This window comes from Ensifer sp. CCNWLY38 (assembly GCF_037120565.1).
Taxonomy (GTDB): Bacteria; Pseudomonadota; Alphaproteobacteria; order Rhizobiales; family Rhizobiaceae; genus Ensifer; species Ensifer adhaerens_H.
The window spans coordinates 440160-463119 of record NZ_JBBBBO010000001.1; the positions used below are offsets into that span (position 1 = coordinate 440160).

The 22960-nt window shown below is 61.3% G+C and carries 16 protein-coding genes, 1 tRNA gene and 1 pseudogene; 8 read left to right on the top strand and 10 right to left on the bottom strand.

The genetic code is table 11. The features are described 5' to 3' along the window. Positions 1-13: 13 nt before the first annotated feature. The 3 genes from V7S54_RS02240 to V7S54_RS02250 all read right to left on the bottom strand — a co-directional run bounded on the left by V7S54_RS02240 (position 14) and on the right by V7S54_RS02250 (position 3981). Positions 14-1069 carry a M48 family metallopeptidase gene (locus V7S54_RS02240; RefSeq protein ID WP_065372761.1) on the bottom strand — a complete coding sequence of 352 codons (1056 nt, stop codon included), beginning with the start codon at positions 1067-1069 and terminating at the stop codon, positions 14-16. Then, positions 1059-2096 (bottom strand): YjgN family protein, encoded by a 1038-nt coding sequence (locus tag V7S54_RS02245; protein ID WP_065372762.1) that lies wholly within the window; start codon positions 2094-2096, stop codon positions 1059-1061. Before V7S54_RS02245 ends, V7S54_RS02240 begins: the two co-directional genes overlap by 11 nt. Positions 2097-2484: 388 nt before the next feature. Further along, the gene (locus V7S54_RS02250; protein WP_065372763.1) at positions 2485-3981 is read right to left on the bottom strand and encodes a CoA-acylating methylmalonate-semialdehyde dehydrogenase; all 1497 of its coding nucleotides are present in this window, start codon (positions 3979-3981) and stop codon (positions 2485-2487) included. Between the two features lie 127 nt (positions 3982-4108). Here V7S54_RS02250 and V7S54_RS02255 point away from each other — a divergent pair, with 127 nt between their 5' ends. Next, the gene (locus V7S54_RS02255) at positions 4109-4990 is read left to right on the top strand and encodes a LysR family transcriptional regulator (RefSeq protein ID WP_065372764.1); all 882 of its coding nucleotides are present in this window, start codon (positions 4109-4111) and stop codon (positions 4988-4990) included. 614 nt (positions 4991-5604) lie between these two features. Here the strand turns inward: V7S54_RS02255 and V7S54_RS02260 are convergent. Beyond that, positions 5605-5946, bottom strand: a complete 342-nt coding sequence (locus V7S54_RS02260; protein ID WP_065372841.1) for a hypothetical protein — start codon at positions 5944-5946, stop codon at positions 5605-5607. Between the two features lie 476 nt (positions 5947-6422). Between V7S54_RS02260 and V7S54_RS02265 the strand changes: the two genes are divergently transcribed. The 3 genes and pseudogenes from V7S54_RS02265 to V7S54_RS02275 all read left to right on the top strand — a co-directional run. Next, positions 6423-6710 (top strand): hypothetical protein, encoded by a 288-nt coding sequence (locus tag V7S54_RS02265; protein WP_065372842.1) that lies wholly within the window; start codon positions 6423-6425, stop codon positions 6708-6710. Positions 6711-7308: 598 nt separating this feature from the next. Next, positions 7309-7551 (top strand): hypothetical protein, encoded by a 243-nt coding sequence (locus tag V7S54_RS02270; RefSeq protein ID WP_065372766.1) that lies wholly within the window; start codon positions 7309-7311, stop codon positions 7549-7551. A 322-nt stretch (positions 7552-7873) separates the two neighbouring features. Next, positions 7874-7999 (top strand): annotated as a pseudogene (locus V7S54_RS02275) (LysR family transcriptional regulator); the annotation flags it as partial. A 65-nt stretch (positions 8000-8064) separates the two neighbouring features. On the opposite strand, the gene V7S54_RS02280 reads toward V7S54_RS02275, so the two are convergent. Next, entirely contained in the window at positions 8065-8745 is a 681-nt protein-coding gene (locus V7S54_RS02280) for a peroxiredoxin-like family protein (RefSeq protein ID WP_065372768.1), read from the bottom strand. A 270-nt stretch (positions 8746-9015) separates the two neighbouring features. After that, on the bottom strand, positions 9016-10779 hold the full coding sequence (locus V7S54_RS02285) for an adenylate/guanylate cyclase domain-containing protein (RefSeq protein ID WP_065372769.1): 1764 nt from the start codon (positions 10777-10779) through the stop codon (positions 9016-9018). 348 nt (positions 10780-11127) lie between these two features. Here V7S54_RS02285 and V7S54_RS02290 point away from each other — a divergent pair, with 348 nt between their 5' ends. Beyond that, a complete protein-coding gene (locus V7S54_RS02290) occupies positions 11128-11328 on the top strand; it encodes a hypothetical protein (protein WP_065372770.1) in 201 nt (66 codons plus the stop codon). A 65-nt stretch (positions 11329-11393) separates the two neighbouring features. On the opposite strand, the gene V7S54_RS02295 is transcribed toward V7S54_RS02290, so the two are convergent. Further along, positions 11394-11470, bottom strand: a tRNA-His gene (locus V7S54_RS02295). A gap of 194 nt (positions 11471-11664) precedes the next feature. Further along, positions 11665-12114 carry a phasin gene (locus V7S54_RS02300; RefSeq protein WP_065372771.1) on the bottom strand — a complete coding sequence of 150 codons (450 nt, stop codon included), beginning with the start codon at positions 12112-12114 and terminating at the stop codon, positions 11665-11667. Positions 12115-12343: 229 nt separating this feature from the next. Here V7S54_RS02300 and V7S54_RS02305 point away from each other — a divergent pair, with 229 nt between their 5' ends. Then, a complete protein-coding gene (locus V7S54_RS02305) occupies positions 12344-16015 on the top strand; it encodes a PAS domain S-box protein (protein WP_336408036.1) in 3672 nt (1223 codons plus the stop codon). Between the two features lie 92 nt (positions 16016-16107). Further along, positions 16108-17790 (top strand): ABC transporter permease, encoded by a 1683-nt coding sequence (locus tag V7S54_RS02310; RefSeq protein ID WP_065372773.1) that lies wholly within the window; start codon positions 16108-16110, stop codon positions 17788-17790. A 300-nt stretch (positions 17791-18090) separates the two neighbouring features. On the opposite strand, the gene V7S54_RS02315 is transcribed toward V7S54_RS02310, so the two are convergent. Then, entirely contained in the window at positions 18091-20043 is a 1953-nt protein-coding gene (locus tag V7S54_RS02315) for an acetoacetate--CoA ligase (RefSeq protein ID WP_065372774.1), read from the bottom strand. 185 nt (positions 20044-20228) lie between these two features. Here V7S54_RS02315 and V7S54_RS02320 point away from each other — a divergent pair, with 185 nt between their 5' ends. Further along, positions 20229-22052 (top strand): AsmA family protein, encoded by a 1824-nt coding sequence (locus tag V7S54_RS02320; protein WP_065372843.1) that lies wholly within the window; start codon positions 20229-20231, stop codon positions 22050-22052. Positions 22053-22138: 86 nt separating this feature from the next. Here the strand turns inward: V7S54_RS02320 and V7S54_RS02325 are convergent, their stop codons facing one another. Then, positions 22139-22957, bottom strand: coding sequence for an ABC transporter permease subunit (locus V7S54_RS02325; protein WP_065372775.1), 819 nt, complete (start codon positions 22955-22957; stop codon positions 22139-22141). Positions 22958-22960 lie beyond the last annotated feature (3 nt).

The following is a 22960-nucleotide window of genomic DNA, read 5'->3' on the forward strand; positions in this document are numbered from 1 at the left end:
GACGGGCAGAGGCCTACTGACCCTGCGCCCTCAGTTCGCCGGCATAATCCAGGATCGCCTTGCGCCGTTCCGGCGTGCCGGGATGGGTCGCCAAGATGCTGGTATCGGAACTGTCGCCAAGCTCCTTTTCGAGCAGGTCGAAGAACCGTGCGATCGCCGTTGGGTCACGCTTGGCCTTCAGCATCAGTTCCACCGAATGCCGATCCGCCGCCCCTTCCGCGCTACGCGAATAGGAGAGCGTAAGGAGGCCAGCGCCCTGCACCAGAATGTCTTCAGCACCGGACCCGATGTCGCCGCCAATCATCATGATCAGCCCGGCGACGCCGGCGGCACGGTAGATCTGCCGCAGGCTATGCTCGAGCTCGACGTGACCGATCTCGTGCGCCAGCACACCGACGATCATTTCGGTATCGTCGCCGGCAAGCTCGATCAGCTCATCGGTGACAATCAGCGTGCCGTCGGGTAGCGCGAAGGCATTCGGGCCGATGGTGCCACCCTTGCGGAAGTTGAGGCTATATCCGCCCTCGCCGCGATCGGACTGGCGCGCGATCGCGTTGAACCCGTCACGGATCTTGTTCTGCCGCTCAGCTGCAAGCGCCGACGTGTCGAGCAGCGTTCGATCCATTGTTTCCAAGGTGCTTGCCGACATGATCTTCGGCACGATCGGCGGCGTCACCAGCACGGCGACTTCGACGAGCGCCGGCACGGCATAACGATAGATGGCCACGCCGCAGAGCACGGTCGCCAAAACGACCGCGATCAGGCGCGGGTGGAAACGCTCCCACTCGTGGACGAGACTGGTTTTTCCCTTCCGTTTGAGGAAGCGATCCATGGCGTCGTTGTCGGTCGTCTCGAACAGCGAACCGTCGGGAAACTCGACACGACGCGGAATGGCGCCGACACGCGCGGAAATGTCGACGGCGGCAAGCACGCCGCCTGCAAGTTCGACACCGTCCTCACCCAAGGCCTTGACGCCGCCGCCATCTTCGATCAGCCGCGAGGGCACCGACCGGCTGGAACCGGCCGGATGCCACTCGCCAACAGCAATCCCTGTGACGCTAGAAGCCAAAGTCGAAGCCTTCGAAATCCATGAACTCCGAACCAACGGCCGAACCTTCCTGGGCGATCTTGTCGAACATCTCGCCGACATTACCTTCGAAATGTACACCCGTATGTTCATTGACATAGCGCGTCATGCGCACCGCAGCCCAGGGACGCATCAGGCCCAGTGTGAAGAGGGTGACGATCACGTTGGTGATCGCGATCCAGGCGTAACGGCCCCGCGACAGATCGCTCGTCAGCTGATGCTTGCCGTCGAAGGTCGTTGCCGACCAGGCGACGTTGCGAACGCCAGCACGATAGAACAGCGTCGCGACCCCGAAGATCGAGAAGAACGCGATGTAGCCGATGACGAACAACGCAATCATCGAAACCTGCATTTCCGGGGTGGCCACATAGGAACCGTCGAACAGCGTCATGATCACGGCTAGGTTGAGGAAACCGATAAAGGCGATGATCAGCAGGCCAGCAACGATGATGGCCGCCGACAGGAACCAGGACTTGTAGATCGCACCGACCGAAGGATCGGTTGTAAATGCCCTTTGTCCGTAACGCAGGTTGCTGCCGATGTAGCGGTAGGACCAGCGGCTGGCGAGCGGCACCAGGATTCCGAGCGTCAGAACCGAGATGATCGGACCGACGATAAAGGCGAGGAACGCACCGCCGACGCCGCCGACGAAATCGAACCGCACATTGCGATAGCTGGTGACGCGGGCGCTGAAACGCAGGCCCCTGACGACCAGCCACGGCACGAAGACCACCAGCAGCAGCGCAAGGATGATGCCGGCGATCGGCACGAAGGTCAGCATGACGTTGTAGAAAATCAGGTAGGCGAACACGATCACCCGGCCGATCAGGATCTGCTTGCCCTTCGCATGATATTCGAAGGCGCGCCCGAGCAGCACAGTATTGCCATAGAAATAGCGGTTGCGGCGGACTTTTGCCCAGGCGGAATAGATGCCGAGCGTGATGATCGTCAGCAACACGTTGACGATCCAGATGCCAAAATACTCTTTTCCGCTACCGCTGAACGACAGGCGGTGGAAATTGTCCGGTACCCTGCGTCGACGTCCCTTGCATCGACGCCGTTTCGGCCACGACCATGATAGAACCTCTCTCAGTGAAATCAGCTTGCGGCCGCCCGCTAACAGACAGGCGCCGCGTTGCGACAGGATGACGCCATTTGTGAACCCAGCGAACTGTGGCTATCCCCCCGGATGAGCCTTCCATGCAAAAGAACGATCGAAATGCCTGCAATATTCGACCGAGGCGCGAATCAATTTTCAGCGCCTCGGGGATATCAAATTAGTTGCAGCGCAGTATGGCATGCAACAGGAAAGGAGCTCCCGAGGGAGGTCCCCGGCGCGCCACAAAAAAGGGCCTCCCGAAGGAGGCCCTGGAGGCGGGAGGATCTTTGTCCCGTCGTTACTTCATCGTCGGCATGACGAACTCGGCACCATCCTTGATGCCCGAGGGCCAGCGCTCGGTGATGGTCTTCGTGCGGGTCCAGAACTTGATCGAGTCCGGGCCATGCTGGTTGAGGTCGCCGAAGGACGAGGACTTCCAGCCACCGAAGGAGTGATAGGCGAGCGGAACCGGGATCGGCACGTTGACGCCAACCATGCCGATGTTGATGCGCGAGGCGAAGTCGCGGGCCGCATCGCCGTCACGGGTGTAGATCGCGACGCCGTTGCCATATTCGTGCTTCATCGGCAGGTCGAGGGCTTCCTCGTAGTTCTTGGCGCGAACGACCGAGAGCACCGGTCCGAAGATTTCCGTCTTGTAGATGTCCATGTCGGGCGTGACATGGTCGAACAGGCAGCCGCCGATGAAGTGACCGTTTTCATAGCCCTGCAGCTTGAAGTCGCGGCCGTCGACGACGAGTTTCGCGCCCTGCTCGACACCGCTGTCGATCAGGCTTCTGATGCGCTGTTCGGCTTCCTTGGTGACGACCGGACCCATGTCGGCCTTTTCGTCGGTGTAGGGGCCGATGCGCAGGCTTTCGACCATCGGGGTCAGCTTCTGGATCAGGCGGTTGGCGGTTTCTTCACCGACCGGGACGGCAACCGAGATCGCCATGCAGCGCTCGCCGGCCGAGCCGTAGCCAGCGCCCATCAGCGCATTGGCGGCCTGGTCCATGTCGGCATCGGGCATGATGATCATGTGGTTCTTGGCGCCACCGAAGCACTGGGCCCGCTTGCCGTTCATCGCTGCCGTGCCATAGACGTAGCGGGCAATCGGGGTCGAGCCGACGAAGGTGACGGCGGCAATATCCGGATGGGTCAGGATCGCGTCGACGGCGCCCTTGTCGCCATTGACAACGTTGAGGATGCCTGCCGGCAGGCCGGCTTCGATCATCAGTTCGGCGAGGCGGATCGGAACGGACGGGTCACGCTCGGACGGCTTCAGGATGAAGGCGTTGCCGCAGGCGATCGCCGGCGCGAACATCCACATCGGGATCATCGCCGGGAAGTTGAACGGCGTGATGCCGGCGCCGATGCCGACGGCCTGACGGATCGAATACATGTCGATGCCGGGACCCGCACCTTCGGTGAACTCGCTCTTCTGCAGATGCGGAATGCCGATGACGAATTCGCAGACTTCGAGGCCGCGGACGAGGTCACCCTTGGCGTCTTCGACGGTCTTGCCGTGTTCACGCGAGAGGATCTCGGCGAGTTCGTTCATGTGCGTGTTCAGAAGTTCGACGAACTTCATGAAAACGCGGGCGCGACGCTGCGGATTGGTGGCCGCCCATTTCGGCTGCGCCGCCTTGGCGCTTTCAACCGCTGCCGCGAGTTCCGCCTCGCTTGCGAGCGCAACGGTGCCCTGCACTTCGCCGGTCGCCGGGTTGAAGATGTTGGCAACGCGGCCGCTTTTGCCGGCAACGCGCTTGCCATCGATGAAATGACCGAGTTCGTACATGGTTGGTTCCTCCAGACCTTGATTGTGGCGGCATGATCGCACTACGATTTCAACAAAGCAATTTCCGATATTCAGCAACCGTTGTGCAAAAATTAATGCCCAACGGCGCGAACAGGGCCTCAGCACTATGAATTGGGACGATGTCAGAATGTTTCTAGCCGTGGCGCGCACCGGGCAGATCCTGGCCGCCTCGAAACGGCTGGGTGTCAACCACGCCACGCTCAGCCGCCGGGTGACGGCGCTCGAGGAAACCCTGAAGACGCGGCTTCTTGTGCGCCGGCCGAACGGATGCGAACTGACCGCCGAGGGCGAGATCTTCCTCGCGGCGGCCGAGCGGATGGAGACGGAGATGCTGGCGGCCCAATCCCAGATCGGCCGGATCGACACGGCGATCGCCGGCACGGTGCGCATCGGCGCGCCCGACGGCTTCGGCGTTTCCTTCCTGGCGCCCCGGCTCGGGCGGCTGACCGCCCGCTACCCGGAACTGAAACTGCAACTCGTACCGGTGCCGCGTTCCTTTTCGCTGTCGCAACGCGAGGCCGATATCGCGATCACCATCGAGCGGCCCGAACAGGGGCGCCTGGTCTCGTCAAAACTCACCGACTACACGCTCGGCCTCTATGCCTCGTCCGATTATCTTGAAAAACACGGGACGCCGCAGACGATCGACGATCTGAGGGAACATCGCCGCATCGGCTATGTCGAGGACCTGATCTTCACGCCATCTCTGAATTTCTCCGCCGAGATCATGCGAAGCTGGGACGCCTCGTTCGAGATCTCCAGCGCCACCGGCCAGACGGAAGCCGTGCGCTCCAGCGCCGGCATCGGCATCCTGCACAACTATATCGCCCGCCACACGCCGGAGCTCAAACGCATCCTGCCGGAAACGACGATCCGCCGCGCCTATTGGACCACCTATCACGAAAGCGCCCGGGACCTCGTGCGCGTGCGTACGGTAGTGGCCTTCCTGCAGGAACTGGTGACAGCGGAGCACCAGATCTTCATCTGAGACCGGACCGGGCCAGGTTGCACGAGAGACGGCGCGTCCGCGGGGCGGGCGAGCACGATCAACGGGAGCGGCGCACCGACGCGCTTCAAACGAGAAAGAGAAGAAATAAGGAGAATGGTACGGTTGCGTGGGGACGACACTGCGATAGGTTCTCTAGATTTCAAACGCTTATCAGGTGCATCGGCATCATCTACGGTGCAAACTACTATGCAAAATCACACCCCCTCGCCCCGCCTATGAGAACACTCCAAGGCGATGCTGACGCGATCATTCGCACGCTGCTCGCCGACCGCACGCACCTGCGCTGACAGCTAGCGCTCGCCGAGACGTCGACGCGCACCAGCTTAGCTCGAGGATGGCGTCCTCGCGGCAGACGACCAGAAGTGCCAGTCAGGGCTCCATACGGAACCAAGGCCCATGTGCCATCCACACGACTAAAAGATGCTTCCAAACAGCGCGGAATAGACAATCACGGCTATCGCGAGCGTAAACGCAAGCGCGACGAACAGTCGGGTGAAATCGTACGTATAGAATCGAGCGAGTGTAAAGTTCCTCACGGCGACCTCCTAATTTTCATTTTGGTTGCGATGCCAGTGCACGGCGTCCACGGCAACTCAGGACAATGAGCGACTGCAATTCGTACCGACCTTGCCTGCGAGACCTGCCGGAACTTGGATATCGGTCATAATCGCGGCTACGAATTCATCGCGTTTCGCACGATTGTCGAAGCCTTTGATTGCAGCGAGGTCCGTGCTTCTGGCAGCAGCCATTCGTCCTGCCGCGCTTGAACAGATGCCCGCAAACGCATCCACCTGAGCGGTTTCCGCCGCCCGCGTGCTGGCAGTCGTGGTCGTAAGCCATCCAGCATTGAAACCGACAATCGGCGCTGCGAAAAGCCCAACGCCTAAACCAATGGCGTAGGGTCTTGTCCATTCAAAAATTCGATCGAGTGTCATGACTTTGTTCCCTCTAATCAGGTGATTATCGGGATCGTTACAGGCCCGCGCTCGGACCATGAGCCAATGGCAATCCAGATTTTCCAGTTTGCGCTTTAAAAACGTCAATGTAAACAACCAAGAATCGATGTTAATGTGAAATATTCTATATTTAATTATTGATATTAATATTTATAGAAATACATAATTCTTGCTCTTTCGCTGGATTTATATATATCAACTAGCGTCGAATTCTCCATAATTTTTCATGAGTCCGCTTAATACTCCCAAAATATCTTGGTAAAGCCTCAATCATCGGATACAGATTAAACGTCGTTCTTAGGCCAGCTTGGCTTTTTGCTTCGTCAGAGGCTCCAGCCCCGCCAAACTCACCAATCATCGATCCTTGACGGCAGTTGTTCGCGCTGCCTTGGCGCCAGACCAGCCCGATTTGGCTGAACCTTGCGAACGGCGTTCGCCATAAGAAAGGGGGCAGTATGTTTACCCGCACGAAATACCGAACCGTCCATTTCGATGAACCGTTCTGGATGCCAGGCCTCTGCGAGATGGTGGCCCCGGGCGACTACGAAGTTGATGAGGACGAGGAGTCGATTGAAGGCATCTCCTGGCTGGCCTATCGCCGCGTGGCGACCTTCATCAAGCTGCCGGCGACGGTCGAGAACAAATACCAAATGCGACTTGTTGCCATCGGTCCTGAGGAGCTTGAACGCCTCATCGCAGTGGATCGCGACAGGCACGCAATCTCCTTCTCGCCCAAATCGTAGAGACAGAAATTCGTTGGGTAACGGCGTTTGCCGCCTGGCTTGTCAGCTAGCCCCAAAAGTCGAACGAAGATGTCGGCCTATGCGGCCGAAACCTATCGCCCTCATCACTGAAGTAAGGATGCATCGGTGCTGTTCAGACGATTTTCTTCAGGAAGCCATCCAGAGAGACAGACGGCTTTGAACATTGGAACACACACCGAAACCGAGGTTAGGGACGCGATATGAAAAATAGCGACGAAGAACACGCACTCGCCATTAGTGTATGGGAATCGGAAGGCGGGGCGCCCAACAGATCCGCGAGGCTCTATCAATACGGACGCCGCGTCGAATGCGACAGGTTGTACACGATCTACCATGTGTTCACAGGCGTGCCGGCAAAGATCGGTTCATGGACGATGACGGGGCTCAGCCAAAAGAATGCGGCGCGGGCTCTGCGTACTCTCAACACGCCCTAAAGCATGTCGCGCAAAAAGTGCGCAGCGGTTTGGCGATAGCGACACGCGTGAAATCAAACAGTCAAAGCGCGTTGCACGAGGCCGTTTAAACGCAACGCGCCCCGGGGCACCCGCAGATGTTCAACAATTGAAAGAGAGGTTCTATGCACGGGTACTCCGATGATATCGTCCCGGCATTGAGTGAGACCGAAATTGGCGCGCTCCGGCGCGTATTTGACGCGGCTTGTGCTGAGTGCGGAATATCGCGGCAGGGCCAACAAATTCAGCGGCTGGCGCAATTTCTCATGACCGAGTTCCGCCTCTACCCACTGGACGAAGAGGCGCTGCTGACAGCCGCACGGGCATTCTATTGCAAACAGAAACGTAAGCCCGGCAGCTCGGAATAATGTCGCCTATTTCGCGGGACGGCTCTTGTTTTCAATTAATCAAATAACACCTTGGGCCCACCCCTCGGAGGAGAAGTACAAACTGCCGAACATGGCCAGAGCACGGCTATAGTCGATCACAAACAAAAATAAGAAAGGAAGAAAACCATGAGATCGTACATTGGAAGCTTCGGATATCAATTCAGATTCGTTGACTTCATGATCCGGTCATCGCTTGCGATTTCCCTTGGGGTCATAATCTATATCACATTCTATGGAATTTTCTGGTGAAAGCTCGTCACAAAGAGAGTCCACCGCTCATCGCGCCGCTTGGCTGACGCCCATCCGCCGCGCCTACTGGACCATCTATCGCGAAAGCGCCCGCGAGGTCGTGCGCGTGCGCACAGTCGTGGCTTTCCTGCAGGAACTGGTGACGGCAGAGCGCCAGATCTTCGTCCGACACGCCTGAAACGGAGAAATCCGCCACAATCGCGCGTCGGCAACCCGGCGGCCTCGTCGAGCGAATTTTCGCTATCAATGCGCGACTTGTGAAGCGGCCGCCATCAAGTCCTTGGGATTGAGCGCCTGGCACATATTTTGGCCCTGGTCCTCAACTTCCGTGAAGCTCCAGCGCACCACACCTTCTCGATCGAGCAGGAAGTGGCCGACCAGTTGCATGTGACCGGGTGTCCTCACCTGCTGATCGGCGTCTGTGATTTCGTACCCATCCTTTTCGCTCAAAAGGTCACCGGCGGTTGCCGGGTCCATCGGTTCTGGCAATTCCCCCGGCCGATCGACCCGCATCGTCTTGACCAGGTCCATTCCGACCTTGTGCGGCCAGTCGGTTTCATCCTCCGTGAACTCGAGGAGGGGTAAGCCGAAGGCGCGGTGTGACGCCCGCTCCGGGTCGGATGCAGCAAGAAGGCCGGGTATCGGATGATAGCGGAAATAAATCCGCGCGCGTTCGACCGGGGTGTTCACAACCGCCAGAGAGTCCACGCCTTTTTCGCGCAAAGCCGGGTTTAACTGTGCCATTGCCGCGACATGGCGACGGCAGAAGGGACACAGCAGGCCCCGATACAACCCGACCAACAAAGGGCGACGGCCGCGAAAATCATCAAGTGCGATCTTCCCCTCGCGTGAGATCGCATCCAGCACAAAGTTCGGAGCCTGGTCGCCCAGTTGCAACGGATGGTCCTGATACTGTGGAGACATGGTCAACCTCCTCGCCCGAAGGACCAATAAAGTAGAGGCCGCACAGCGTCGCACGGCCTGACCTCTCGTCTTAGCGTATAGCCAGGATCAACCTGAGAATGGTCCCACATTGGCTCGCGAGCAAGCAGTAAACGGTGATTGGTGCCGCGGGCCGCTACCCCGGCGAGGCCGCGTGGACTTCCTGACACGCGCCCTTCTCCTCGTTGATGAGCGATGGTCCAGAAGCGATGGACCAGAGCGTCTCAGAACGCATGCTGTCCGGTATCGCATCTAAAGGGAAATGCCGGCTTCCCGTAGTCCATCCACTAGGCGGCCGAGCACGGCAGGGTCCCGATAGGGCAAGGCCCGTTTGAGGTGGTCGATGGAGAAGTTCGGGTTGACCTCGAACACCTCGTGCCAATAGCGCCGCGCTTCCTCGTGACGCCCGGTGCGACCATAGAGGCAGGCGAGATAGAAGCGCGTCATGTCGGATCGCGGCGCCAGCGCCAGCCGGCGCTTGAAGGCGATCTCGGCCTCGTCGAAGCGGCCGAGGTTCAGCAAGGTCCGCCCCAGGAAATGCAGCGACAGGTCGAACTGCGGATCGAGCCGATGCGCCCGCGTATAGAACGGCAGCGCGTCTTCGAACTGGCTCTGAAAGTCCCGGATTGTGCCGAGGGCGGTATGACCACCGGCGGAATTGGGATCGAGCTTGATCATCCGTTGGGCGGCGCTTTCGGCCTCATCGAAACGCCGCATCCAGCAGAGCGCGATTGACAGCGCGTGATAGCCATGCGGCTCGTTGTCGTCGGTATCAACAGCCTTCTGCGCCAGTTCCAAGGCACGCTCCAGATTGTCCACCGTCCCGCCGTTCCATCGGTTGATGAAATCGGTCAAGGCGATGATCGAGAGGGACGCGTAGGCGGCTGCAAGACCCGGATCGATGGCGATAGCGCGCTCGAGCATGCTGCGCGCCTCCGCTGACGACACGGCATCGAACCGCAGAATGGCCTGACGGGACCGGACGAGCAGATCATAGGATTCCGGATCGACCTTACCGCGGCTTTCGCGTCGCTCTTCTTCGCCGGTCGTCAGCTTCACCTTGAGCGCCGTGACGATGGTGCGGGTCACTTCGTCCTGAACCTCGAAAATGTCTTCGATGCCGCGGTCGTAGCGCTCGGCCCAGAGATGACCGCCCGTCGTGCCGTCGATCATCTGGGCGTTGATGCGGATGCGGTTGGCGGCGCGGCGCACGCTGCCTTCAAGGACATAGCGCACACCAAGTTCCTGGCTCACCTTGCGGATATCCGGCGACTTGCCCTTGTAGGCAAAGGAGGAATTGCGGGCGATGACGAAGAGGCCGGAAACCTTCGAGAGATCGGTGATGATGTCCTCGGTGATGCCGTCGGCGAAATAACCCTGCTCCGGATCGCCGGACATGTTGTCGAACGGCAGCACGGCGATCGAGGGCCGAGCCGGTAGCTGCGGCGGAGTTTCGGCGACGACCTCGACAGAAGCGCCCGCGTATTCGTCCGGCGACCAGCTCCAGATGTGGACCGGGCGTTCGATGTTCTTGACCTCGTGGTTACCGCTGTCGGTGAAGTGGAGGTCGATGCGGCCGTGCATATATTCATGAACACCATCCGAGATGGCTACGCCGCCCGGTCTGGCGAGCGCCTCGATGCGGGCCGCGACATTCACGCCATCACCATAGAGATCGCTGTCGGCGACCATGATGTCGCCCATATTGACGCCGACGCGAAGCACGATCGCCTGATCCGCCGGGACATCCCTGTTTGCGGCCATCATTTCCCGCTGAAGTGCTGCGGCGCATTCGACGGCATTGACGGCGCTGGAGAATTCGACGAGCACGCCGTCCCCTGTCGTCTTGAAGACCCGGCCCTGGTGGGTGGCGACGAGCGGCTCCAGCACCTCTTTCCACCGCGCCATGAGCCGCGTGTAGGTGCTCGTCTCGTCACGCTCCATCAGCCGGCTGTAGCCGACGACGTCAGCAGCCAGGATGGCGGCGAGTCTGCGCTTGATGGATTCGTTGGCCATGGACAATGGCCCCTTCCCGGAACGCCTTGCCAGAATCGTTGTTGAAATTTTACTGGGCTCTGGCCTCTATGTCTATTCGGTCTGCGGTCGGTCTGCGGCTTGCCTGTTCACGCCTGAGACCCGCCATAGGCAGTTGGCCCAACTGGACCGTATCTCATCCACCCTGGGCGGCAGCCATGCAGCCGATTAGCCCGATTTAGGTAGCGCGGCGGCAGGAACAGAGCGTTGTCTTTTTGCGTTTCTGCTCCACGGTAGAACCCTGTGCAATGGCTCAGGGCGACCGCCACGAACAGGCGAGCCCGGCACAGAAGAGGCTCGCACTCGGATTCGAAGAAGGAGGATGGAGCGATGCTTGTCGCTGTTACGGGCCGGCCAATCCTGCCGGGTGAATTCATCAAGATCGAAGACGTCTTCAGGGATGCGATCAGAGAGAGAAATCTCCCGCGCCGCTCATCGGAGGCCAAGGCGCTGGCAGTCCGGCTGTTCGAGCTTTACCAGAATGGCGTCGATGACGTGGTGGCGCTGAGAGCGATGGCCAAGCTGTTCTGAGCGCGCGGCGTTTGCCGCGATGGCTGCTACGCAAGCGCTTCAATATCAATGAGATAAGAAGGAAATGGTACGGTTGGTGGGAATCGAACCTACGACCTCAGGTGCCACAAACCTGCGCTCTAACCAACTGAGCTACAACCGCACATACAGCGACATCAGTCGCTTGGCGGCTCACATACGGAGACTTCCGTCGCTTTGCAAGCCTTAACTTGAGATTATCCAGCAAAAAGACCGGATGGCAAGCCATCCGGTCCCATTCGTTCTCGGCGCGGCCGGCAATTCAGGGGGCAACAAAATGTTCCGTCGTTCCCTGGCGGCACGGCACAACGGGCAGGCTCAGACCTTCTTGAAGGACGACATCGCCTTTTCGGCGGCGTCCTTGCCGGGCTTGGCGACGTTTTCGGCAACCTTCTTGGTGGCTTCCTGCATCGACTTTGCCTGCTCGACGGCCAGTTCGGCCTGCTTGCGGACGAAGCTCGTCTGCAGCTCGACGAATTCGGAGAGCGACTTCACGCCGAGCAGCGCTTCCATGTGCGACAGCGAGTTTTCGGCATTGGTGCGCAGCGCGTCGATGGCCTTGAGACCGAGTTCGACGGTGCCGGTCTGAGCGCTTTCGAGCGTCGCTTCGACGGTCTTCGTCGCTTCTTCAGCGGCGGTCTTCATCTTGGCATAGGCGTCCTTCGACTGGGCGGCACCCTTTTCCGCGAAATCGCGGAAGCTGTCGGTGAACTTCGCCGGGTCGAACGAGGAAAGGGAAAATACGTCGTCGGTCTTCTTGGTAGCCATCAAAGCGCTCCTTGGTGTCAGGCCCTCTTCTGAGGCGCCGTTGCTTGATGTGCACTATATAGTCGATCTCCTTGTGCATTGCAATAAAATTGTGCAGTGCACAAAAACCGCGGCATTAACCTTTCGCGGTGAAAGCCGGGACGAAGCTTCGGGCCTCGCTGGACCCCCGCGGATCCGCCGGGTATTAATAGAGTGTTAACCCGTAAGCGATCCGTCAATAGGCCCATTCATGCCCGCGAGACAGTATCCTTTCATCGACATCGCCGTGCATGCGCGGGTGCGAGAGCATTTCGCCCGTGGCGATGCGGCGATCCTGTTTTCGCGGGACTTCGCACGCATCCTCTGGGCAAACGATCAGGGCGCCGCGTTCTTCGGTGCCGGATCGATCTATGACTTCATCGATGCAGGGCCGGAACAGAACGATCTTTCGCTGCGCCAGTTGCGCGCCGCAGCCGCGCAACTCGTGCGCGTCGGCGATCGCCGCCAGCTTTCGATCCGCAAGCACTCGGGCTTTCGCGGCACGCCGCTCAATGTCGCCGTCGAAATGATCCGCGTTCGGCCGGACGAGGATGCCGTGCTCTTCACCGCGCCGCATGCAGGCGCACCGCTTTCCATCGAAGATCGGGCCGCACGCATGATCGCCGGCCTGGACGGCCCCGACACCCACATGGCCGTGCTCGACAGCGAGGGCGCGATCGTCGCGCATTCCACGGGTTTTCCCGACCTCGGCATGTCGGAGGAGACGCGCAAGCAACTCGTCGTCGCGGTCTCGCGCGACCACGACTGGCTGATCAAACGGCCGGTCGCCACCCGTAAGGGCCATCTGCCGGCAGCCGTCGGCAAGATCGCCGACGATCCGTCACTGCACCTGCTCTTTGCCGTCGAGACCATTCTCGGCACTCTCGACCCCGAGGAACACTCTCCTGCAGCCGAGCAAGCGCCTGTGCTGCCGCCCGTCCTGGATCAGGGTCCGGACGAAAGCGAGATTGCGACCGACGCCGAATTGGCAACCGACGAAATGGGCGACGAACCGGCCGCAAGCCTGGCGCCGGTCGAGCCGTTGGAAACGGCTGACGAACCCGGCGCATCGGACGTTGAACCGCAGACCGACAACGGTGCCGAGGTCACGGATGAAGTGGACGTCCTGGCGGACGCCGTCATCGAGCCGGAGCCGTCCAGTACCGCCGACGAGACGACACTTGCACCGTCCGAGGACGAACCCGACGCAGAGGACCTGAGCGTCAAGACCACTGGAATCGCTGCCGAAGCGGCTGTCGTCGCGGCGGCCGGAGACGAAACTACCGAAATCACCGAAGTGGACAAGGCTCCCGAGGAGCCGGCGGAGTTCGTCTTCACGCCCGGCGGTCGTGCGGTGCGTTTCGTCTGGAAAATCGATGCCGAGGGCCGCTTCAGCGAAATCTCCGAGGAATTCGCAACCGCGGTCGGCCCGCGCGCGGCCGATGTGATCGGCGCAAGCTTCACCGAAGTCGCGGTACGCTACGACCTCGACCGCGACCACAAGATCGGCACGCTGCTGCAGCGACGCGACACCTGGTCCGGCAAGACGATTTTCTGGCCCATTCAAGGCACGAGCCTCAAGGTTCCGGTCGATCTTGCGGCCTTACCCACCTATTCCCGCTCACGCGAATTCGACGGCTTCCGCGGTTTCGGCATCGTGCGCCTGGCCGATGCCGTCGAGGACGAGAACGCCAACGGCCTGGCGCTCGGCCTCACCGAGGCGGAGACGGACGAACCCGTGGAAGCGCCCCTGCCAGAACGGGCCGAGAGCGAAAGTCCAGCCGGCGAGGCTGAGGCCGAAGGCCTGGTTGCGGCCGAACCGCGGGCCGAAGAACAACCGTCGCCCGCACCTGAACCTGCGGCAGAGCCTATCACAGGTGAAAGCAGCGCTGCCGATCCCGAAGACCTACCGCTTTTCTCGGTCGTGCCGGAAGCAACGGAACTTCCACCTGAAGAGGAAGGCCTTGTCGAAGAGCCCACGCCCCCATCGAATCCCTTCCAGGGCGAGCGCCCGGTGCTGCGCGTCGTCGAGACACCAGGCCGGCAGACCTCCGACAAGGTCGTCGAGCTTGAGCAGCACCGTGCGGCGAACGGGCTGACACGCGGCGAACAGGCCGCCTTTCGCGAGATCGCCCGGCAACTGGGCGAGAATTTCGGCAAGCCGCCTGAAGAGGAAGAAGCCGCGTCGGAAAGCGGCGAAACAGTCAGCGCGACAGCAGCCGAGCCCCTCCCCCCGAGCGTGAGCGACGACACCGCTTCGCTGCAGCCCCCGTTGGACGAGCCGGAAATTGAAGACGCTGCGCCTGTCGAGGCAAGCGGAAGCGAAACCGAGCTTGACGCGGAGATACGCGAGGATGCGTCCGGCGAAGCAGAAGTCCAGCAGCAAACGGCCGATATCGGTCTCAGCGGCGAGATTCTCGACAGCCTGCCGATCGGCATGCTCGTCCATCGCGGCGAGCAATTGCTGCATGCCAATCCGGAGTTCCTGCGGCTCACGGCCTATGGCGATCTCGACGCGTTCGCACAGGAAGGCGGCATAGACGCGCTGTTTGCCAATGGCGAAGAGGCGATCGATGGCGAACCGGACGGCACGATGACGCTGATCCGCAAGGACGGCCAATTGCGGCCGGTCACCGCGCGCCTGCACTCGATCCGCTGGGACGGCAAGAGCGCGCTGATGCTGGCACTGACGCCGGCAAGCGCGCCAAGCGTCCAACCGGCCAAGGGTGACGAGGCGGTGGCAGGCGGCGAACAGGTCGACCGACTGAAGACGGAGATCGACGAGCTCAAATCCATTCTGGAAACGGCCACCGATGGCGTGGTCGTTCTCGGCCATGACGGCGATATCCGCTCGGTGAATCGTTCAGCGAGCGCGCTCTTCAACTATGACGAGGGCGAGATCCGCGGCAAGCCCTTCGCGGCGCTCTTTGCCCATGAAAGCCAGAAGGCCGTGATCGACTACTTGCACGGTCTTTCCGGCCACGGCGTCGCAAGCGTGCTGAACGACGGCCGCGAGGTGATCGGGCGGGAGGCCAATGGCGGCTTCATTCCGCTGTTCATGACCATCGGGAGGCTTTCGGCATCGAACGGCTTCTGCGCCGTGATCCGCGACATCACTCAGTGGAAGCGGACGGAAGAAGAGCTCCGGAACGCCAAGCGCGCAGCGGAAACGGCAAACGCCCACAAGACCGAGTTCCTAGCCCGCGTCAGCCACGAGATCCGCACGCCGCTCAACGCGATCATCGGCTTCTCCGACATGATGGCAAGTGAACATTTCGGCCCGGTCGGCCACCCGCGCTATATCGAATATGCCGGCGATATCGGCCGCTCCGGCCGCCATGTGCTCGATATCGTCAACGATCTCCTGGATATCTCGAAGATCGAAGCCGGAGAGATGGAGTTCGACTTCGGCGCCGTCGAGATCAACGAGGCGGTTTCCGAGGCCGTGTCTCTCGTCCAGCCCCAGGCCAACAGCCAGCGCGTCATCATCCGCACCTCGCTTTCGGCAACCGTGCCGAACGTCGTCGCCGATGGCCGCTCGATCAAGCAGATCGCGCTCAACATCCTGGCCAATGCCATCCGCTTCACGCCCTCAGGCGGTCAGATCGTCGTGTCGACCTCCTACGAGGCGAACGGCAGCGTCATCCTGCGGATCCGCGACACCGGCGTCGGCATGACGCGCAACGAGCTGGACCAGGCGATGAAGCCATTCCGACAGGTGACGACGGGCGCACGCAAGCGCGGCGACGGCACCGGGCTCGGCCTGCCGCTGACGAAGGCCATGGCCGAAGCGAACCGAGCACACTTCTCGATCACCTCCGCGCCGAACGAAGGCACGCTGGTGGAAATCTCCTTCCCGTCACAACGCGTCTTGGCGAACTGAGACCGGATGTTATAAGGAAATGTTGACTCACGGTGGCCAGTTTGCTGGCCACCGGTTAGCTATTCCTGCCGTCTCGCTTCGGAATCGATCGATTGCAGTCCACCACTCAGAGCACAAAGCGGCGTCTTGCACGTGCAGGAACCGGTCTTTCCCATCCTCTCCTGGCGACCTGGGCCGGCCTGACGTCGGTCATCGTGCTGATGCCGATCATCGCGATCGCATGGCTCGCCGTGTCGGGCGGGGGCGGCAACTGGCCGCATCTCATGGAAAACGTCATTCCGCGCGCGACCGGGCGAACGCTGCTCCTCGTTTCGCTGACCGGTGCCACCACCGCAATCATCGGCATCCTGACCGCCTGGCTGGTGGCAAGCTGCGAGTTTCCGCTTCGCCGATTTCTTTCCGCCGCCCTGGTGCTGCCGCTCGCCATCCCCGCCTATCTTGCAGCCTATGCCTTCGGTGAGCTCTTCACCTTCACCGGGCCGGTGCAGAGCCTGATCCGCTTGATCTTCGGCTTCAAGACGAGCCGCGACTATTGGTTTCCGGATATCCGCTCGCTCGGAGGCGCGGTGCTGGTGCTGAGCTCGGTGCTCTATCCTTACATCTACCTCGCCTGCCGCTCGATGTTCCTGATGCAGGGACGGGCAGCTGCGGACGTCGCGCGCACGCTCGGCGCGGGTCCGCTGAAAGTGTTCTTTCGCATCCAGATCCCGATGGCTCGCCCGGCGATCATGATCGGCCTGACGCTGGTGGCGATGGAGACCTTGAACGATATCGGTGCCGTCGAATTCCTCGGCGTGCAGACGCTGACCTTCTCGATCTTCGATACCTGGCTGAACCGCGGCAGTCTTGCGGGCGCCGCGCAGATCGCCTGCATCATGCTGGTCTTCGTCATCGGCCTGATGATGATCGAACGGGCCGCACGCCGCCGCCAGCGTTTTTCCAGCCAGAAGACGACCTCGGCTGTCCACGACGCCGTCCGGCTGTCGCTGACCGGCTGGAAGAAGTGGGCGGCGATGTTCGCCTGCCTGCTGCCCGTCCTCTCCGGTTTCGCCGTGCCGTTCTTCATCCTTGGCAATTTTGCCCTGAAGAGGATCGACCAGTTCGTGGAGCCTCGCCTTCTGAACGCGCTCTTCCACAGCATCCTGGTTTCGGGCGCGACGGCGATGGCCACGGTGTTGCTCGGCTTCGTGCTGGCCTATGCGGCGCGCACCGGGCACTCCCGCGTCTCCGACACGGCCGGGCGGCTCGCCTCCTTCGGCTACGGTGTGCCCGGCACGGTGCTGGCGATCGGCGTGCTCTTTCCGCTGGCTGCTCTCGACAATGCGATCGACGCCGGCATGCGGGAAACCTTCGGCATCTCAACCGGCCTGATGATGACCGGCACCGGCTTTGCCATCATCTATGCCTGCAGCGTGCGCTTTCTGACCATGGCGGAAGGCACGCTCGAAGCCGGCTTCCAGAAGCTCTCTCCGCATCTCGACATGGCCGCGCGCGCGCTCGGGCGCACGGGCGGACAAACCCTGCGCACCGTGTTGCTGCCGATGATGCGCCCGGCTGTTCTGACTGCGGCCCTGCTCGTCTTCATCGAAACGATGAAGGAGCTATCCGCCACGATCATGCTGCGGCCCTTCAACTTCAACACGCTCGCCACCCTCGTCTACGAGGATGCCTCGCGGGCGAAGGTCGAGGATGCTTCGGTTGCCGCGATGATTATCGTCATCGCCGGCATGATCCCGGTCATTGCCGTGTCTCGGTCTCTCGAAGGCCGGTCCTGAAAGACTTGGGAAAGCCTGCCCTGGGCGTTTCTGACGGCAGCAACGGCATAAAAAAAAGGTGGCTGGGAGGCCACCTCGATAGTCGAATGCTAAACCAACAAGTGCTCGAGAAGGGATGACATCATGTCTGCGCCGGCATCGCTGCCGGGCGTCGACCTACATCGACCGGCCTCAAGTTGACATGACCATGCGCCCCCAATCCTTAACAAGACCTTACCAGGCGACTCCGCAAATTTAGTGATTTTTCAGCAAGTCTGAAGGCTTGGTTAATTCGGGGAGCGCGAACACGTTAACGCGCCCTCAATTTTTAAGGGCCTCGAGCCCAGCAAAAAGGTCGAGCGCCTCGGGATTGGCGAGCGCCTCCTTGTTCTTCACCGGACGGCCGTGCACGACGTCACGGACGGCAAGCTCGACGATCTTGCCCGACTTGGTGCGGGGGATGTCGGTGACCGCAATCACCTTCGCCGGCACGTGGCGTGGCGACGCCCCGATGCGGATGCGGTTCTTGATCGCCTTGGTCAGATCGTCGGTCAGCGCGACACCAGATGCGAGGCGAACGAAGAGAACGACGCGCACGTCGTCTTCCCAATCCTGTCCGATGCAGAGCGCCTCGACGACCTCCTCCATCTGCTCGACCTGATTGTAGATCTCCGCGGTGCCGATGCGCACGCCGCCGGGGTTCAACGTCGCGTCGGAGCGGCCGTGAATGATGATGCCGCCATGTTCGGTCCATTCGGCAAAGTCGCCATGGCACCAGATATTGTCGAAGCGCTCGAAATAGGCGGCGCGATACTTGGCGCCCTCCGGGTCGTTCCAGAACATCACCGGCATCGACGGGAACGCCTTGGTGCAGACGAGCTCGCCCTTTTCACCGCGCACGGATTGCCCCTCGTCGTTCCAAACGTCGACGGCGAGGCCGAGGCCCGGGCCCTGGATCTCGCCGCGCCAGACCGGCTTCAAGGGATTGCCGAGCACGAAGCAGGAGACGATATCGGTGCCGCCAGAGATCGAAGCGAGCTGGACGTCCGACTTGATGCCTTCATAGACGAAGGAGAAGCCTTCCGGCGACAAGGGCGAGCCGGTGGAGGTGAGCAGCCTCAGGGTCGAGAGGTCATGGGTCTTGGCCGGCACGAAGCCGCCCTTGCGGACCGCATCGATGTACTTGGCCGAAGTGCCGAACACGGCGAACTTCTCGGCGGCGGCATAGTCGAAGAGCACGTTGCCGTCGGGATAGAAGGGCGAGCCGTCGAAGAGGCACAGCGTGGCGCCGACCGCCAGGCCGGAGACCAGCCAGTTCCACATCATCCAGCCGCAAGTGGTGAAGTAGAACAGCTTTTCGCCGCGGCGAAGGCCGCAGTGGAAGCGGTGTTCCTTCAGGTGCTGCAGCAAGGTGCCGCCGGCTGAATGCACGATGCACTTGGGAACACCCGTCGTGCCCGACGAAAACAGCACATAGAGCGGATGGCTGAACGGAAGCCGTTCGAAGGTCAGCGTCTTCGCCTCGAACGGTGCGATAAATTCTCCAAGCGTCTTGCCGCCCGCAACCGAGGCCGCAAGCGCTGCGCTGTCGCCGGCATAGGGTATGATCAGCGCCGGCACCGCAAGGCTCGCGGAGACCGCGCGCACCTTCGCGTCGACGTCCTGGCGCTTGCCGTTATACCAGTAGCCGTCGCAGGCGATGAACAGCTTCGGCGCGATCTGGCCGAAGCGATCGAGAACGCCTTGCTCCCCGAAATCGGGAGAACAGGACGACCAGATCGCCCCGATCGAGGCGGTCGCCAGCATCAGCGCGATGGTTTCCGGCATGTTCGGCATCATCGCCGCGACGCGATCGCCTGGGCCAATACCCTCAGCTTTCAGCGCCTGCTGCAGTCGCGACACCAAAGCACGCAGATCATTCCACGACAGCCGATAGTCGACCTTGTCCTCACCGCGGAAGACAAGCGCATCGCCATCGCCTGTTTCGCGAAGCAGGTTCTCGGCGAAGTTCAGCTTCGCTTCGGGGAAGAAACGGGCATCGAGCATCCGGTCGCCGTTGACGAGGGCGGTCGTGCCGCGCTCGCCGATGACCTCGCAATGCTCCCAGACTGCGGTCCAGAAGTCACCACGCTCGGCCACCGACCATGCATGGAACGCGTCATAATCCGCAAAGGTTCTGCCGAAGCGTTCGCTGCACCAGGCGATGAATTCAGCCATGGGGCTATGCGCACGGATCTCTGGACTCGGAACCCACAACGGCTGCTCTGCTTGCATGCTTTCCTCCACTCCTGCTCCATGCTCTCTATACCATGCTGCATCGCAAAATAAACAGTACCTGCAGTCGTCTCGGCATCGAGCCGGCGACATTTACCTGTCTGTTTCCTGTCCGTCGCATTTGATTTCTGAAGACCGAAGGCCTATCCAACATGCGTGATCCAAGCGATGGCGACCAGGCAGACATGACACGGAATTTCCTGCATAAGATGCGCGACGCACGCCTGCGGTCGCGGCTCGGCCGTCGCCACGTCCTCTGGGCCGCAGCGATCGGAGTAGGGCTTGCTGTCGCCTACAATGCCGCACTGCCTCTGCTGATTTCGACCGCCGACGTGCGCCCGACGGTGGAGCACATGCTCGACGCCTGGTCCGGTGGGAAAAGCCGGATAACAGGCAATCCGGAGATCAGCTTCTGGCCGGAACCGACCCTGACGCTGCGCTCCGCGACGATCGAGACGGCAGATGGCACATCGCGCAGGCTCGTGCATATCGGCAGCATAACCGCGTCCTTCAGCCTGCTTTCAGCCATCGATGGCGACCCGGACCTCGAGGACATCCGCTTGATCGAGCCGGTCGTCACACTGGAAAGGCGGACGGATGGCACGCTCAACTGGCAACGCCCGCACTGGTTGACTGCGCCGGAGCGACCGACCTCTGGCGACGATACGCCCTTTGGTGACGTCACAGTCGAAAACGGACGCCTGCAGGTCATCGACCTCATCACCAATCAGACCCGCGAATTTTCCGGCATCTCCGGAACGGTCAAGTGGCCGTCCTTCTCCGAGCCTCTGGGCGCCCAGTTCTCAGGCAGCATTGGTGGACAGCTGGTAACCTGGACGCTCGACTGCAACGAACCGCTGGCGCTTCTTGCCGGCCGCGATACGATGCTCAGGACATCGCTGACCTCAACGCCATTGAACCTCTCGTTCGAAGGCGTCGGCAGTCTCTCGCAGACACCGATCAGCTCGGGTCGGCTCCAGCTTTCGACGGCATCCCTGCACACGCTGGCGGCCTGGTTCGAGGGCAAAGCCGAGCGCACCCTGCCCGACAGCAGTTTCAACCTCAGTGCCAATGTCACGACCGGTGATCGCTCCCTGAAGTTCGACGATCTGCAGCTTGCTCTGGGCGGCGCCAACGCGACCGGTGTTCTCGACGTCTCCACGCCAGCCAATGATACGCCCCGTATTGAGGGCACGCTCGCCTTCGACCGCATCGGCCTCAACGGTTTGCAACCCCTCATCGATCAGTTGCCGACGGAGCCTGACGACATCGCCAAGCAGATCCGCAACGTTTTCATGCAGACCTGGCGTGCCGATGTCCGCCTGTCGGCGCAGGAGGCATTGGTTGGCCCGCTGCGGCTGGTGGACGTGGCGGCCGGCATCATCGTCGACCATGGGCGCGCTTCCATCGACATCGCCGACAGCACCTATGCCAATGGCCGTCTCAGTGGCCGGATCGCCGTCTCGGAAGCGGGGTTGGCGAAGGGCGGCAAACTGGAACTTGTCCTGAAAAATGCCGACCTCGCCGCAGCGCTCGCGGACTTCGGCTTTACCGGCCCGATCCCGTCCGGCCGCGGCAACGTCAACTTCGACCTGGTGACCGAGCATCCGTTCTGGACTGAGCAGGCGGCCGAGGCTTCGGGGCGCATCAGGCTCTCGCTCGCCAACGGCACCCTCTCCGGATTCGACGCAAACGCCTTCGCGGACCTTGTCAGGGCCGGAGAGTTTTTCTCGCTGGCTCAGGCGAGCGATGGCAATTTCGCCTTTCAGACGGCCGACATCGAAGCCAGCTTCGGCCAGGGGTCGGCGCGACTGAACCAGGCGCTTTTCACCAGCCAAACCGGCAGCCTCTCGGTCAATGGCGTCATTCCCTATCGCACCGGCAGCCTGGCGCTCGCCGGCACGTTCATCGACACGCTCAATGCCGGACAAAGGCTGCGCTTCTTCGTCGGCGGGTCCTGGCCGAATGCGGTGATCTCGCCCCTGTCCGTCCTCGGCGAACCCAACTGAAAACGGCGGCGTCACGGACGCCGGCCGTTGGTTGCCGTTCACAACGGACAAAGCCACTTCACGCCCAAGCGTGGAGCCGCTCCCGCTCAGGATTGCGCAAAAGCGGCCCGCTCGTCGCGCTCGCGCTGTGCCTCACGCTGCTTGGTGACGATGGAGGCAACGACGACCCCGATTGCGACAATGCCGATGAGGATCGTGCAGATCGCATTGATTTCCGGCGTCACGCCGAGCCGCACTTGGCTGTAGATCTTCATCGGCAGCGTCGTGGCGCCCGGTCCCGTCGTGAAGCTCGAAATCACCAGATCATCCAGCGACAGCGTGAAGGCCAGCACCCAGCCGGAAAACACCGCCGGCGCGATAACCGGCAGCGTGATCGCAAAAAAGGTGCGGACCGGGGTGGCGCCGAGATCGAGTGCCGCCTCTTCGATCGACTGGTCGAAGCTGAGCAACCGCGACTGCACGACCACGGCGACGAAGCACATGGTGAAGGTGATATGCGCCAGCGTGATCGTCCAGAAGCCGCGGTCGAGGCCGATGGCGACGAAGAGCAGTAGGAGCGCGAGGCCGGTGATCACCTCGGGCATGACAAGCGGCGCATAGACCATGCCGGAAAAAAGCATGCGGCCGCGGAAACGCGTGAAGCGAACGAGCGCCAGTGCGGCAAGCGTTCCGAGCACGGTCGCGAAGGTTGCCGAGATCAGTGCGACGCGGATCGTCACCCAGGCAGCATCGAGCAGCGCCTGGTTGTGCCAGAGCTGCGCATACCATTTGGTCGAAAAGCCCGCCCAGACCGTGACGAGCTTCGACTCGTTGAACGAGAAGATCACCAGAAGCACGATCGGCAAGTAGAGGAAGCCGAAGCCGAGCACGATCGAGGCGATGTTGAAGCGTGACCAGGTACCCACGTC

Coding starts and splice junctions, on each gene's coding strand:
- V7S54_RS02250 (WP_065372763.1), bottom strand. CDS start 3,981: ATGTACGAACTCGGTCATTTCATCGATGGCAAGCGCGTTGCCGGCAAA.
- V7S54_RS02255 (WP_065372764.1), top strand. CDS start 4,109: ATGAATTGGGACGATGTCAGAATGTTTCTAGCCGTGGCGCGCACCGGG.
- V7S54_RS02260 (WP_065372841.1), bottom strand. CDS start 5,946: ATGACACTCGATCGAATTTTTGAATGGACAAGACCCTACGCCATTGGT.
- V7S54_RS02265 (WP_065372842.1), top strand. CDS start 6,423: ATGTTTACCCGCACGAAATACCGAACCGTCCATTTCGATGAACCGTTC.
- V7S54_RS02270 (WP_065372766.1), top strand. CDS start 7,309: ATGCACGGGTACTCCGATGATATCGTCCCGGCATTGAGTGAGACCGAA.
- V7S54_RS02280 (WP_065372768.1), bottom strand. CDS start 8,745: ATGTCTCCACAGTATCAGGACCATCCGTTGCAACTGGGCGACCAGGCT.
- V7S54_RS02285 (WP_065372769.1), bottom strand. CDS start 10,779: ATGGCCAACGAATCCATCAAGCGCAGACTCGCCGCCATCCTGGCTGCT.
- V7S54_RS02290 (WP_065372770.1), top strand. CDS start 11,128: ATGCTTGTCGCTGTTACGGGCCGGCCAATCCTGCCGGGTGAATTCATC.
- V7S54_RS02300 (WP_065372771.1), bottom strand. CDS start 12,114: ATGGCTACCAAGAAGACCGACGACGTATTTTCCCTTTCCTCGTTCGAC.
- V7S54_RS02305 (WP_336408036.1), top strand. CDS start 12,344: ATGCCCGCGAGACAGTATCCTTTCATCGACATCGCCGTGCATGCGCGG.
- V7S54_RS02315 (WP_065372774.1), bottom strand. CDS start 20,043: ATGCAAGCAGAGCAGCCGTTGTGGGTTCCGAGTCCAGAGATCCGTGCG.
- V7S54_RS02320 (WP_065372843.1), top strand. CDS start 20,229: ATGACACGGAATTTCCTGCATAAGATGCGCGACGCACGCCTGCGGTCG.